Origin of the sequence: Devosia sp. 919 (assembly GCF_013185965.1) — a bacterium.
GTDB lineage: Bacteria > Pseudomonadota > Alphaproteobacteria > Rhizobiales > Devosiaceae > Devosia.
The window spans coordinates 3171684-3184793 of the sequence record NZ_JABAOL010000001.1; the positions used below are offsets into that span (position 1 = coordinate 3171684).

The 13110-nt window shown below is 64.6% G+C and carries 10 protein-coding genes and 1 riboswitch; of the genes, 4 read left to right on the plus strand and 6 right to left on the minus strand.

What is annotated here, in order from left to right; translation table 11 throughout:
- Positions 1-468: 468 nt before the first annotated feature.
- Positions 469-1170: a thiamine diphosphokinase gene (locus HRQ64_RS15380; protein ID WP_172124095.1), complete on the minus strand. Its 702-nt coding sequence runs from the start codon at positions 1168-1170 to the stop codon at positions 469-471.
- Between the two features lie 25 nt (positions 1171-1195).
- Positions 1196-1296: riboswitch (TPP riboswitch) on the plus strand.
- Between the two features lie 57 nt (positions 1297-1353).
- Between HRQ64_RS15380 and thiB the strand changes: the two genes are divergently transcribed.
- The 3 genes from thiB (at position 1354) to HRQ64_RS15395 (ending at position 4808) form a co-directional block, all read left to right on the plus strand.
- Positions 1354-2370, plus strand: a complete 1017-nt coding sequence (gene thiB, locus HRQ64_RS15385) for a thiamine ABC transporter substrate binding subunit (RefSeq protein ID WP_172124097.1) — start codon at positions 1354-1356, stop codon at positions 2368-2370.
- 226 nt (positions 2371-2596) lie between these two features.
- A complete protein-coding gene (locus tag HRQ64_RS15390; RefSeq protein WP_172124099.1) occupies positions 2597-4183 on the plus strand; it encodes a hypothetical protein in 1587 nt (528 codons plus the stop codon).
- Positions 4170-4808 (plus strand): ATP-binding cassette domain-containing protein, encoded by a 639-nt coding sequence (locus HRQ64_RS15395; protein WP_172124101.1) that lies wholly within the window; start codon positions 4170-4172, stop codon positions 4806-4808. The genes HRQ64_RS15390 and HRQ64_RS15395 overlap by 14 nt, the downstream gene beginning before the upstream one ends.
- Positions 4809-4830: 22 nt before the next feature.
- Here the strand turns inward: HRQ64_RS15395 and HRQ64_RS15400 are convergent, their stop codons facing one another.
- From HRQ64_RS15400 to HRQ64_RS15410, 3 genes are all read right to left on the minus strand, one after another.
- Entirely contained in the window at positions 4831-5256 is a 426-nt protein-coding gene (locus tag HRQ64_RS15400) for a VOC family protein (protein ID WP_172125098.1), read from the minus strand.
- A gap of 203 nt (positions 5257-5459) precedes the next feature.
- Positions 5460-7622 carry a hypothetical protein gene (locus HRQ64_RS15405; RefSeq protein WP_172124102.1) on the minus strand — a complete coding sequence of 721 codons (2163 nt, stop codon included), beginning with the start codon at positions 7620-7622 and terminating at the stop codon, positions 5460-5462.
- Positions 7623-7669: 47 nt separating this feature from the next.
- Entirely contained in the window at positions 7670-8959 is a 1290-nt protein-coding gene (locus HRQ64_RS15410; protein WP_172124103.1) for an adenylosuccinate synthase, read from the minus strand.
- Between the two features lie 133 nt (positions 8960-9092).
- On the opposite strand from HRQ64_RS15410, the gene HRQ64_RS15415 reads away from it, so the two are divergent.
- Positions 9093-10043: a DMT family transporter gene (locus tag HRQ64_RS15415; protein WP_172124105.1), complete on the plus strand. Its 951-nt coding sequence runs from the start codon at positions 9093-9095 to the stop codon at positions 10041-10043.
- A gap of 59 nt (positions 10044-10102) precedes the next feature.
- Here HRQ64_RS15415 and serA read toward each other — a convergent pair whose 3' ends face one another.
- Together serA and HRQ64_RS15425 are read right to left on the minus strand one after the other, a co-directional pair.
- Positions 10103-11686, minus strand: a complete 1584-nt coding sequence (gene serA / locus HRQ64_RS15420) for a phosphoglycerate dehydrogenase (RefSeq protein WP_127753946.1) — start codon at positions 11684-11686, stop codon at positions 10103-10105.
- A 154-nt stretch (positions 11687-11840) separates the two neighbouring features.
- A complete protein-coding gene (locus tag HRQ64_RS15425; protein ID WP_172125100.1) occupies positions 11841-13016 on the minus strand; it encodes a phosphoserine transaminase in 1176 nt (391 codons plus the stop codon).
- Positions 13017-13110: the final 94 nt, after the last annotated feature.

A 13110-nucleotide genomic window follows, 5' to 3' on the forward strand; every position in this document is an offset into this window, starting at 1 on the left:
TCCGGCATACTCATGCCCCCCAAAAGCCCTTACCCCCCGGAAGTGCGGAATGAGCGGGAATGTGCCGGAGCCCTCATGGTGAGGTGCGCAGCGTAGCGCAGCCTCGAACCACGAGGGCGGCCATCACCACCCCACAAACTTATCCCCGCCCCCGAAAACCTCAGGCACAATCCCCCTTGTTCCTGGGCAAGCTGCGCGGTCGCGACGAACGGTCGGTGCGGGAATATCGGATGAGTTTGGGGTCGCCCAAGCTCCTTCGGGACGAGGATGATCCGGGACCGATTTCATCCCCCGGTCCATGAAGCCTCAGGGCTTCTGGCGTTTGGCACGGGTCTAGCCACGGACGGTCCTCACCGAAGAGTCTCCGATGGAGCATGGGGCGAAGCTTGCTTCACCTTCTACCCTTTTGCCGGACGACCGGCACCGAGGCGAACTTCGCCCCATGTCGCAGCACCAACCGCAGGGTCATCAGACCCGGGCGGGATTTTGGCACGCCTGGACGAGATCCCACAGCCGAGCCTTGGGCAGGATCAGCAGCCAGGGCACGGGATCGACCGGCACAATCTCGATCCGCCCGCCCAGGGCCGCATTTGAGGTGCCGATCAGCCCGCCCGGCGCCAGCTGCAGGCCATCCATCGGATACAAGAGCCCCTCCGAGCGCTCGAACCCGATCGGCACCAGCGGATGGATCGACACCCGCTCCCCGGCCGCCGCGTCAAAGGCAATCCGCCCCACCACCGCCAGCGCCACATCGATCTCGTCCACCAGCAGCAAGTGCCGCTCGGGGGCATATTGCAGCACTGCGCTCAGTGCCGCGAGCGTATGGTCGAGCCGCTTGCCGGTCATGCCCAACGCCAGCGTCACCGGCGCCTGCGTCGAGCGCAGTGCCTTCTGGAAATCGGTGGTCACTTGCTCGGGCAGGTGAAACACGCGGGTGCGCCGCTCCCAGTCGGCGCGATCCTGCAGCGAATCGAGATCCCCGATGATCGCCGCAGGCACCAGCCCTACCGCCCCGATCGCATCCGCCCCGCCATCGGCCCCGATCAGCGTCACTCCCGCTGCCGCGAGGTCACGCAGGGTTTGGCTCTCCACCGCCCCGCCGCCCACAATGGCGATCGGTCCGGCAAAGCGCAGGGGCGCGTCGGCAGCTGGGCTGAAATTCTCTTGCACTTGGGGGGCGCTCTTATAAGATCATGGCGTCTCGCTGGGGTGTTCCGGGTCAAGCCGGAGCTGAGAATTACCCATTGAACCTGAACCAGGTCATGCTGGCGGAGGAAGTTCGAGATGGCAAGGGCATCTCGTGCCCGCCATTGACACCCATCCCTTCACTCATGGCCGCACACCAATGAAGGGATGACCATCTTGGTCCACACCACTCACCTGGCGCTTGCGGTCCTTTTCGGACTGGCCGCCTCGCCCGCCTTGGCCCAAACCGCACCGGCGCTCACCATCTATACCTATGATGGCTTTGCCGCCGAATGGGGCCCCGGCCCCCAGCTCGCCGAAGGCTTTGAAGCCCAATGCGCCGGCTGCACTGTCGAGTTCATCGCCGCCGATTCCTCCATCGGCGCCCTGCGCCGCGTCCAGCTTGAAGGCGCCACCACCCCGGCCGACCTCATCGTCGGTCTCGACGTCGCCACCGCCGGGGAAGCCCGCGCCACCGGCCTCTTTGCCGATCACACTCTGGAGCTGGGCGATCTCGCCCTCCCCGAGCCCTGGACCGATCCGCAATTCGTGCCGGTCGACTACGCCCATTTCGCCTTTGTCTACGATACCGACCGCACCGCCACCCCGCCCGCCTCCTTCGAGGAGTTGATCGCGCTCCCCGACGATCTCAAGATCGTCATCCAGGACCCGCGCTCGGCCACCCCCGGCCTTGGTCTCGTGCTCTGGATCAAGGCCGCCTATGGCGACCGTGCCCCCGAAATCTGGGCCGGCCTCAAGCCCCATATCCTCGCCGTCACCCGCGACTGGTCGGAAAGCTATAATCTCTTCCTGACCGGGGAAGCCGATATGGCGCTCTCCTACACCACCTCGCCCGCCTACCACATCGTCGATGAAGACGATCACACCGTCAAGGCCGCGCTCTTCGATGAGGGCCATATCGTGCAGGTCGAGATTGCCGGCATGCTTGCCTCCACGGACCAGCCCGAGCTCGCCCGTCAGTTCCTGGCCTATCTCGCTTCCCCCGCCGCCCAGGCGATAATCCCCACCACCAACTGGATGTTCCCCGTGGTTGACCTGGGTGCCGACCTTAACCCGGCCTTTGGCACCCTCCCGCAACCCGCGAAAACCCTGACGATCAGCGACACCGACCTCGAAGCCAACCGCGCCGCCTGGATCGACGAAATGCTCGCCGCCATCCAGTAGGAATCAGGACAGCCACAAGCTTCGAACCCCTCAGTGTGCCTCCCCTCCCCCTTGAGCGGAGGCACACTGAGGGGGGCGATCAAGGGAACACAGTCCCTGATAGCCACACAACGACTCTCCGCCATCCCAGCGCCATCAGCCGACGTCCCCTCCCCCTTGAGGGGAGGGACAGGGTGGGGGATCAGGCCCATCAACCCGCTCCAAGGCTAGCGCCAACCACCGGACCATGACCCTCCCACCCCGCCCCTTGCGCATCGCCACCGCTTGCCTCCTCGCGCTTGCCATCGCCGGGCTGATTGCTCTCGTCCTCTGGTCCATTCTCGCCGCCGCCACCGATGCCGCCGCCACCAGCCGCATCGATATTGCCCACCTCCTGCGCATGACCTCGATCCAGGCCGGGCTCACCACCGTGCTTTCCTTGCTGGTCGGCACGGCATTGGCCTGGTCGCTCAATCGTCTGCGCTTCCCCGGACGCGATCTCCTCGTCGCCTTCTTTGCCTCCGCCATCGTCACCCCCGGCATGGTCGTGGCCTTCGGGCTCCTCGCCATCTGGGGCCGCAACGGCTGGATTAATCGCGCTGCCGAAGCCGTGCTCGGCTTCCCCTTGGGCAATCCTGCCTACGGGCTCGGGGGCATTCTCTTTGCCCATGTCATTCTCGATGGTGCCTTTGCCGCGCGCATCATCCTCGCCCGTCTCGACGCCATTCCCGCCGCCCGCCTCAAGACCGGCCAGTCCCTGGCCCTCTCCGCCTGGCAGCGCTTCACCCTCATCGATTGGCCCGCCCTGCGCGGCACCCTGCCGGGGCTCGGGGCCATCATATTTCTCCTCGCCTTCACCAGCTTCCCTATAGTGCTGCTGCTGGGCGGTGGCCCGGCCAACCAGACGCTGGAGGTCGCCATCTACGCCGCTGTCCGCCAGGATTTCGATCTCGTCGGCGCCGTGCGCCTCGCCCTGACGCAAATCGCGGTTTGCTCGGTGGTGATCCTCGCCGCCTCGGCTTTGGCCCCCGTGCCCACCGCCTTTGGTTCTTCCCCCGCCACGACCTGGCGCGACGGGCCCGCCAGCCGCCTGCTGCAATGGCTGATACTCGCCACTGCAACCCTCTGCTTCGGTCTGCCCCTGCTCTCCGTGCTGATAGATGGCCTCGCCGCCGGTCTCGGCAGCCTCCTGGCCCAGCCGAGCTTCTGGTGGTCGCTCCTCACCAGCCTCCTTATCGGCAGCGCCTCCGCACTCCTCACCCTGCTTCTGGCGCTTGCCCTCGCCCTTGGCCGCGGCGCCACCGGCAGCCCGCCGCTGCGCACGCTCCTGGGCATCCCGGCCTATGCCTATCTCGCCGTGCCCGCCGTGGTGCTGTCGCTGGGCTTCTTCCTGCTGGTACGCGACCTGGGCCTTGCGCCGGCCGCCGCCGCGCCCGCTGTCGTCATCCTTGCTAATAGCCTCCTCGCCCTGCCCTTTGCCATGGCAACGCTTGCGCCGCCGCTCGAAGCCATTGCGAAAACCCGCGGCAAGCTCATCCGCTCGCTCGGGCTGGGCGGCTGGCGTCAGTTCTTCCTCGTGGAACTGCCCCTTATCGGCAAGGATCTGGGCGTCATGCTCGCCCTCGCCTTTTGCTTTTCGCTAGGGGATCTGGGCGTCATCGCCCTATTTGGCACGCAAGATTTCCAAACCTTGCCGCTGCTGATGTTCCGCTCGCTCGGCGCCTATCGCAACAATGATGCAGGGGCCATTGCCGCCATTCTCCTCATCGGCACCATCATTGCCTTTGTTGGCCTGCCTCGCCTTGCCGAAAGGATCGCCCGTGCTGCGCGTTGACGAGCTTTGTTTTGCTTATCCCAACACGGCCGAGCCCTATCGTTTTTCCCTCGCCGCTGCGCCCGGCGAGATCACCGCCGTGTCGGGCGCCAGCGGTTCGGGCAAGTCCACCCTGCTTGATCTCCTCGCTGGCTTTCTCACGCCGACCTCGGGCAGCATCGTGCTCGATGGCCAGCAACTCGTGCCCCTGCCACCCGAGCAGCGCCCGGTATCGCTTCTGTTGCAAAGCGAAAGCCTCTTCGAGCACTTGAGCGCCGGCCGCAACATCGCCCTCGGCCTGCCCGCCCGTACGCCAAAAGCAAGCGTCCACCAGCAGGTCGAAGCCGCTCTCGCCGAAGTTGGTTTGTCCGGCATTGGCGCCCAACCGGCCGCGACCCTTTCGGGCGGGCAAAAGCAGCGCGTCGCCCTCGCTCGCACCCTGCTGCGCGCCCGTTCGGTTTTGCTGCTCGATGAGCCTTTCTCAGCCCTCGACGATCAAACCCGCGCCGTGATCCGCGATCTGGTGAAGACGCTGACGGTCCGGCATGGCTGGCACACCATCCTCGTCAGCCACCACAATGATGATATCCTCGCCCTCGCCAGCCGGCGCTATCATCTGGCGGACCGAAAGCTGGTGGCGGACTAAGCTGCCACGGCGAGGAGGCGCTTTATTCATCCGCCGGCAGCAAATGCGGGTTCCAGACCACCTCCCAGAGATGCCCGTCAGGGTCGCGGAAATACCCGGCATAGCCGCCCCAGAACGTGTCTTGCGCGGGCTTGATGATCGCGGCGCCCGCGCCCTCGGCGTTCGCCATGATCGCGTCGACCTCGCCGCGTTCCCTTACATTGTGCCCCAGCGTCATGGCAGTGGACGACACCGGCTCCCGGGCAAGGCCCGTGTCGAACGCAATATCGTCCTGCGCCCAGATCGCGAGCTTCACTCCGCCCGCCAGATCAAAGAACGCGACGGCGCCGTGCTCGTACTCCTGCCCGACAATGCCTTGCGTCGGCAGGCCCAGCCCATCACGATAAAAGCGCAGCGCCCGCTCGAGATCGCCAACGCCTAGAGTGATAACGGAAATCCGTGGTTTCATGTCCATGCCCTTTCGATCGGCGCCCGCCCGATGCTGGCGCCGTGATCGTCATGGGCCGCTGCAGTAGCGGAAGGACCCGCAAGCGGGGCCGGGCCAACCTTCCCGAACTAACCTGTTTTAGACACGCCAAGGCTAAGCCAGCCCCGCCGGAGCGTCAATCCGCGAGGCCTCTGTCCGGCCAAACGCGGATGCAAAAAGGGGGGCTAATTGCCCCCCTGTCCCCAAGCCGCAAAGACCTTGTCGAACAGCGCCTGCGCTTGCTCATCCTTTTCAAGGGTGATGATCGCATTGCGCCCGGTGCCATACACCACTGCCAGATCCATCCACTTTCGGCTGCGCAGCAGGTCCTGGTTGGTGTTGGCATCCTGCTCGGCCGCACTCAGCGCAAACAGGTAGGAATTACCCACGACGCGGGCCGAAGCCCCCACCAGCGGCGTTCCGGGCACCAGTTCCTGGTCCTTGAGCAACACGCCCGGCAGCCCCGCAATCGTGCCGCCGATAAAGGTGTCGCTCACATCGAAATCCACCTCCATGAGGTGGCTCGCGGGCAGGCTCGGATCGGAATTCTTGCGAATGGTCATCTCGACCCCGAGATTGCGCGCCGGAATATTGGCCTGGCCGATCAGCGTGGGCTGGCCGATCTCGTCGACCCCCTCGCGCCACTCGATCGTGCCCGAGAACGGTACCGCACCGGTGCGGCCATCCTGCGAGGCTTCCAGCAGCAGCGACTGGCTGCCCGACAGCACGGCCGGATCGACCGATGCCGCCGGATCATTGAGCGCCACGGCAGCATTAGGGTCTTCCCCGGGCAGCCGCTCCTCGCTCTTGTCGTCCGCACCACCACCCAGTTCGGGCAAGCTGGTCTGCGTCCCGTCGGGCACCACCGGCTCTGGCGTGGGCTCCAGCCGATCCTCGGTTTCCAGTGCCTCGAGCGCCGTAGTCGGCTCGGCCGCTGTCTGGGTCGCCGTATTGCCCGGCACTGCGGGCTGGTCGGTCGCGGCAATGTCCCCATTGGGCGGCACCGGATCGAGCGTCGGGGTCGTAAGATCAGGTTCTGGCTCGGGCGCTTCGGCAACCGCCGTGCTGGCCTGCCCGAACATCTGGTTGAGGTCCACATAGCCTTCGCGCCAGGCCCAAAAGCCGGCGCCACCCACGCCAACCAGAAGCACTGCAAAAACGATCAGGAAAATGCTCAGGCCCGTTCCGCTGCGCGGCTCGCTCACTGGCACGAAGTTGTCGGAATTGTCCTCGCCTGCCCCGCCCGGCAATTCCGCGCGCTCGGGCATGGCAAACATATTGGGCACCGCCGGCCGGGCCGGGCCCACAGCCACCGGCTCCGTGGACTCTGCCGGAGTAGCCTGGCTTTCGCCCCGCGCTTCGCGATCCAGCGTCTCGATCGCCCGCTCGATAGCGCCCTCGGCTTCGCTGGTGTCGGGCTGCGCCGCCTCAACTTCGACTTCGCGCACACTCGACAGTGCCGCTTCAACGGGGCTTGGTCCCATGCTGCTGGCGGGTTCGGTGCGGCGGGCGAAATTGAGCAACGCTCCCCGGCGGGCACCCTCCTCAGCGGCAGGCTTGTCGTCGGCAAACGAATCCGGCTGGTCCTGAGGCTCCTGCACCGGCGCATGGAGCGGCGCGTCGCTGGGCAACTCGCTCGCGCCTGCCGTTTCCGCCTCGGCCTTGCGCGCTCCCTTGGCTCGCCCGAAAGACGGCAACCAACGCGCCCGTGGCTTACTGATCTTCTCGACGGACTCAGGCTCGCTCTCGGCCACTGGCGTAACCACCGCCTGGGCCTCGTTTTCGTTTGGAACCGCCACGGGCACGTCGACCGGGCCCTCCTCGCGCACCAACTCTGCCCCGCTCGCTTCGGCGGCATCGGCGATGATGTCTTCGATCGAGGTGCCGGAGCGCGCTGGGCTATCCCCTTGCGCCTGGGGGTAGGCGGGCTGTACCGGCTCGAACGCGGGATAGTTTGGTTGTGCCGGCTCAAAGCGCGGCCTCAGCTCGAACCGGGGTTGCGGTTCGGGCTCAGGTTCGGGTTCCGGCTCAGGCTGGGGTTCCGGTTCCGGCTCCGGCTCGGGCGCTGCTACCGGCGGCTCGACCGGTTGCGCCATCGGCCGTCCAAACACCGAACCACGCCGCAGCGAAATTACGGCTTCGCTGGCTTCCTGCTCAACCTGCCGGATACAATCTTCCAGCTGCAGCCGATGCTGCGTTATGTCGCGCGCCGGCAGCGGTGGCTGAATGGCCCGCAACTGGCCCACAAGTGCCGAACGCGCCTTTTCGTAAACCGCACGGCGAGCCGCGCCGTTATTCTCGGGCAATGCCGAGATGGCCCGGCGCAGCAGCTCCTTGTAGTCGGCCATAGCTTACTTGGTACTCACAATTGCCGCAGGTGTTGTATCAAAAACACTCAATCTTGGAACGGGTCAACCACAAGGATAGTATCGGCGCGCTCGGGGCTCGTCGACAACATGGCAACCGGCGCCCCGATCAGTTCCTCGATATAGCGCACATACTTGACCGCCTGGGCCGGCAGCTCAGACCAGCTGCGCGCCCCGGCTGTGGTTTGCGACCATCCTTCGAGGGTTTCGTAGATGGGCGTAACCCGCGCCTGTGCCTCCATCAAGGCAGGCAAGTAATCGATCCGTGATCCATCCAGCTCATAGCCGACGCAGATCTTGATTTCCTTCAGCCCGTCCAGCACGTCCAGCTTGGTCAGTGCAATGCCCGAAATGCCGGAAGTCTTGACGGTCTGGCGCACCAGCACGGCATCGAACCAGCCGCAGCGACGCGCCCGGCCGGTATTGACGCCGACCTCGCGCCCGACCGTGGCCAGATGCTCGCCGATCTCGTCATCCAGCTCGCAAGGGAACGGGCCCTCGCCGACGCGGGTCGTATAAGCCTTGGTGATTCCCAGCACATAGCCGATTGCCGTTGGCCCCAGCCCGGAACCGGCCGCAGCCTGCCCTGCCACAGTGTTGGACGAGGTCACGAAGGGATAAGTGCCGTGGTCATTATCGAGCAGCGCACCCTGCGCTCCCTCAAACAGAATGCGTGCGCCAGCTTTGCGCTTTTCGTCGAGCACCTGCCAGACCTGGTCCATGAAGGGCAGGATCTGGTCGGCTACCGAGATCAGCTCCTGCCGGATCGTTTCGGCCTCGATCTCGGGCAGACCCATGCCGCGGCGCAGCGCATTGTGGTGCGTCAGCAGTCGCTCGATCTTGGGCATCAGCGTTTCGGGCTGGCTCAAATCGATCAGCCTGATCGCCCGACGACCCACCTTGTCCTCATAGGCCGGGCCGATGCCACGCTTGGTGGTACCGATCTTGAGCCCGGACGTGCTGTCTTCGCGGATGGCGTCGAGTTCGCGATGTAGCGACAGGATTAGCGGCGCGTTGTCGGCAATGCGCAGCACATCGGGAGTGATCGTGACGCCTTGCGCCCGCAGCTTGGCCATCTCGGCCACAAAATGGTGGGGATCCACCACCACCCCGTTGCCGATCACCGACAGCTTGCCCTGCACCAGGCCAGATGGCAGCAGCGCCAGCTTGTAGCTGACGCCATCGATCACCAGCGTATGGCCGGCATTGTGGCCGCCATGATAGCGCACCACCACATCGGCACGCTCGGAGAGCCAGTCCACGATCTTGCCCTTGCCCTCGTCGCCCCACTGCGAGCCGACGACAACCACATTCGCCATGAAAACTTCACTCCACCAATCATGCCGGCGCGGGGGCGACCCAAACCCGGGGGCCCGCGCAACTGTCCGGCGCCGGGTTTGACCATACCCGAATACCTGCTAAGTCCGATTGTCCTTACATCACCGAGCGCCGATGACAAAGCCGCCAATAACCCAAAGTCGCGGCATTTCCGCCCGCCTGCTGGACCGCCCCTATCTGCTGCTGGTTCTGACCACCATGTTTTGGGGCGGCAATGTCATCGCCGGCAAGCTTGCCGTCGGACATATCGACCCCTTCACCCTCACCGTGCTGCGCTGGGGCGGCGCCCTGCTGCTGATTCTGCCCTTCGCCCGAACGTCGCTTGAACGCGACTGGCCCGTGATCAAATCGCGCTGGCCCCTCTACTTATTCTACGGCGCGGTTGGCTATGTTACATTCAATATCCTGGTCTATATGGCCTCCTACCATGCGAGCGGCATCAACATTGCCCTCGAGCAGGTGACCATCAACCTTTTCGTCATGCTAGCGAACTTCGCGCTCTTCCGCACCCGGGTGCGGCCGCTGCAGATTCTGGGCGCGGTGCTGACCATTCTTGGCGTGCTGGTTACTGCCACCCATGGCGAGGTCGGCCGGCTCCTCGCACTCGACATCGGCTTTGGCGACAGTCTGGTCCTGCTCGCCTGCGCCGCTTACGCCGCTTACTCGGTGTCGCTGCGCTACAAGCCCCCCACTGGATGGATCAGCTTTCTCGTGGCGACCTGTACCGGTGCCTTTGTCGCCGCCATCGCCTACCAGATCGGGTTGGGCGGTGGCATGGGTGCGCTTTTTGCCGCCCTTCCAGCCGTCACGCCTCAGGGCTGGCTCATCGCCCTTTACACCATGGTGCTGCCCTCGATCGTTTCGCAGATGTTCTATGTGCGCGGCGTCGAGTTGATCGGCGCGAACCGTGCCAGCCTCTTTATTAACCTGATCCCCATCTTTGCCGCCACCTTTGCCGTGCTGGTGCTGGGCGAGCGGCTCGAACTCTACCACATGGCTGCCGCAGCCCTCGTCATCGTCGGCATTGCGCTGGCCGAATGGGGCGCCCTGCGCGCCTTGCGCTAGCACCAACAAAAAAGGCGGGACACGCTGCCCCGCCTTTCAAATCGTAGAACCCTTGGCTCTTAGAACCGCAGTGCCTTGGCCTGCTTGACGCCTTCGAGTTGGGCGATCTCCGCCAGCTGCGGCTCGGACAGCGTGCCATCGATCGAAACCAGCGCAATGGCATCGGCGCCCGGATCGGTACGGCCCAGGTTGAAGTTGGCGATGTTGATGCCAAGCTTGCCCAGCAGCGTGCCCAGCCGGCCGATATGGCCCGGCTTGTCCTCATTGGTCACATAAAGCATGGACGGGGTCAGTTCCGCTTCCATGTTGATGCCCTTGACCTGGATCACCCGCGGCTTGCCATTGGCGAATACGGTGCCTGCAAGGCTGCGTTCCTGCTTTTCGGTCGCGACCGTCAGCCGGATATAGTTCTCATAGGCGCCCTGCTGCTCGCGGGTCGTCACCTGCACGGCAATGCCGCGATCCTTGGCGATCTGCGGGGCCGAAACCATGTTGACCTCGCCCATCATTGGCTTGAGCACGCCATTGAGTGCCGCCGCCACCATCGGCCGCGTATTCATAGCAGCCACATCGCCTTCGAACTCGATGGTGATCGACTTGATCGCGGTTTCCGTCAGCTGCCCGGCAAACGAGCCCAGCACTTCGGCCAGCTTGATGAACGGGGTCAGCCGCGGCGCTTCCTCGGCCGAGATCGAAGGGAAGTTGAGCGCATTGGTGATTTCGCCGGTCATCAGATAGGCCGAAATCTGCTCGGCCACCTGCAGCGCTACATTCTCCTGCGCTTCGGTGGTCGATGCACCCAAATGGGGCGTGCAGATCACATTGGGCAGCTCGAACAGCGGATTGTTCTGCGCCGGCTCCTCCAGGAACACGTCGAGCGCTGCGCCGGCCACCTGGCCGGACTTCAGCGCATCATAAAGCGCGGTTTCATCGATGAGACCGCCACGGGCGCAGTTGATGATCCGCACGCCCTTCTTGGTCTTGGCCAGCGTCTCGGCATTGAGAATGTTGCGGGTGGCTTCGATCAGCGGCGTGTGCAGTGTGATGAAGTCGGCGCGCGCCAGCAAGTCGTCCAGCTCGACCTTTTCGACGCCCATATCCTGCGCCCGCTCGGGGGTTAGGAACGGATCATAGGCGATGACCTTCATCTTGAGGCCCTGCGCCCGATCGGCAACGATCGAGCCGATATTGCCCGCCCCGATCAGGCCAAGAGTCTTGTTGGTGACCTCAACGCCCATGAAGCGGTTCTTTTCCCACTTGGAAGCGCGGGTGGACGCGTCAGCCTCGGGCAACTGGCGGGCGAGCGCCATCATCATGGCAATGGCGTGCTCGGCGGTGGTGATCGAGTTCCCAAAGGGCGTGTTCATCACGATGATGCCCTTCTTGGTCGCAGCCGGGATGTCGACATTGTCGACCCCGATGCCAGCCCGCCCGATCACCTTGAGGTTGGTGGCGGCGGCGATGACCTTCTCGGTGACCTTGGTGGCCGAACGGATGGCGAGGCCATCATATTGCCCGATCACCTCGAGCAGCTTTTCCTTGTCCTTGCCCAGATCGGGCAAATAGTCGACCTCGACGCCGTTATCCTTGAAGATTTGCACGGCTGTAGGGCTGAGTTTGTCGGAAACGAGAACCTTGGGCATTTTTGTAGTCCTGAATGGGGTGCGGCCAGCGGCCGGCAAAAAACTGATCGACCCGCCCGTCCCCAGCCTGAACTTGTCCGGCACCGGCCTGTGAGCCGGGTCTTCCCTCCCCTTTGAGGGGAGGGATCGAGGGAGGGGTCGCGCTATTGAGCGACTAAGCCGCGGCGGCCTTGAGCGCGTTGAGCTCTTCGGCAAAGGCCCAATCGAGCCAGGGCGTCAGTGCCCGCAGGTTCTCGGCATCGATGGTCGAGCCGGCCCAGATACGCAGACCCGAGGGAGCGTCCTTGTAAGCGCCGATGTCATAAGCCGCGCCAATCTTGTCGAGCCGCGCGACAAGGGCCTTGGCAAACGCCGCCTGCCCCGCATCGTCGAGCGCCGTAACCGCCGGATCGACGATGGAGAAACACACCGAAGTGTTGGAGCGCGTCGCTTCATCCTTGGCGAGGAACTCGACCCAGGGGGTCTTGGCCACCCAATCGGCCAGCACGGTATAGTTGGCATCGGCCCGGGCTTGCATGGCCTTGAGCCCACCCTGGGCGAGACCCCATTCCATCGCGTCGATCGCGTCCTCGATGCACAGCATCGAGGGCGTATTGATGGTGGCAGCCTCAAAGATCTCGCCGATCAGCTTGCCGTTCTTGGTCAGACGGAAGATCTTGGGCAGCGGGCGCTCGGGCTTGAAGCTCTCGAGTCGCTCGACGGCGCGCGGCGACAGGATCAGCACGCCATGCGCACCCTCACCGCCCAGCGCCTTCTGCCAGGAAAAGGTCACCACATCGAGCTTGGCGAAATCGAGCTTCTGGGCAAAGGCCGCCGAAGTGGCGTCGCAGATGGTCAGGCCTTCACGGTCCGCGGCGATCCAGTCGCCATCAGGCACCCGCACACCCGAAGTCGTGCCATTCCAGGTGAAAACCACGTCACGGGCGAAATCCACCTGCCCAAGGTCGGGCAGCTCGCCATAAGGCGCCTTGATGATCCGCACATCTTCGAGCTTGAGCTGCTTGGACACGTCAGTGACCCAGCCCTCGCCAAAGCTTTCCCAGGCGAGCATGTCGACGCCGCGCGCGCCCAGCATCGACCACATTGCCATCTCTACGGCGCCGGTATCGGAAGCCGGCACGATGCCGATGCGGTAGTCGGCGGAGACTTCCAGCAGTTCGCGGGTCAGATCGATCGCGCGCTGGATGCGCGCCTTGCCGGGCTTGGAGCGGTGCGAGCGGCCCACCAGCGCATTGGCCAGCGCTTCAACCGTCCATCCCGGACGCTTGGCACAGGGGCCCGACGAAAAATTCGGATTAGCCGGTTTCACCGCCGGCGCGGTCAGGGGCATTGCAGCCATCTTCAGCGACCCTCCCAGGTCTATGCGTCTTGCGTTAGGGCAAGATGTCCTGAGGCCGCAGATATGCCTGATACCGCTCCGCGTC

What these genes read in the sequence shown, in the direction of transcription:
- thiB (WP_172124097.1), top strand. Translation starts at nt 1,354, where the DNA reads ATGACCATCTTGGTCCACACCACTCACCTGGCGCTTGCGGTCCTTTTC.
- HRQ64_RS15390 (WP_172124099.1), top strand. Translation starts at nt 2,597, where the DNA reads ATGACCCTCCCACCCCGCCCCTTGCGCATCGCCACCGCTTGCCTCCTC.
- HRQ64_RS15400 (WP_172125098.1), bottom strand. Translation starts at nt 5,256, where the DNA reads ATGAAACCACGGATTTCCGTTATCACTCTAGGCGTTGGCGATCTCGAG.
- HRQ64_RS15405 (WP_172124102.1), bottom strand. Translation starts at nt 7,622, where the DNA reads ATGGCCGACTACAAGGAGCTGCTGCGCCGGGCCATCTCGGCATTGCCC.
- HRQ64_RS15410 (WP_172124103.1), bottom strand. Translation starts at nt 8,959, where the DNA reads ATGGCGAATGTGGTTGTCGTCGGCTCGCAGTGGGGCGACGAGGGCAAG.
- HRQ64_RS15415 (WP_172124105.1), top strand. Translation starts at nt 9,093, where the DNA reads ATGACAAAGCCGCCAATAACCCAAAGTCGCGGCATTTCCGCCCGCCTG.
- serA (WP_127753946.1), bottom strand. Translation starts at nt 11,686, where the DNA reads ATGCCCAAGGTTCTCGTTTCCGACAAACTCAGCCCTACAGCCGTGCAA.
- HRQ64_RS15425 (WP_172125100.1), bottom strand. Translation starts at nt 13,016, where the DNA reads ATGCCCCTGACCGCGCCGGCGGTGAAACCGGCTAATCCGAATTTTTCG.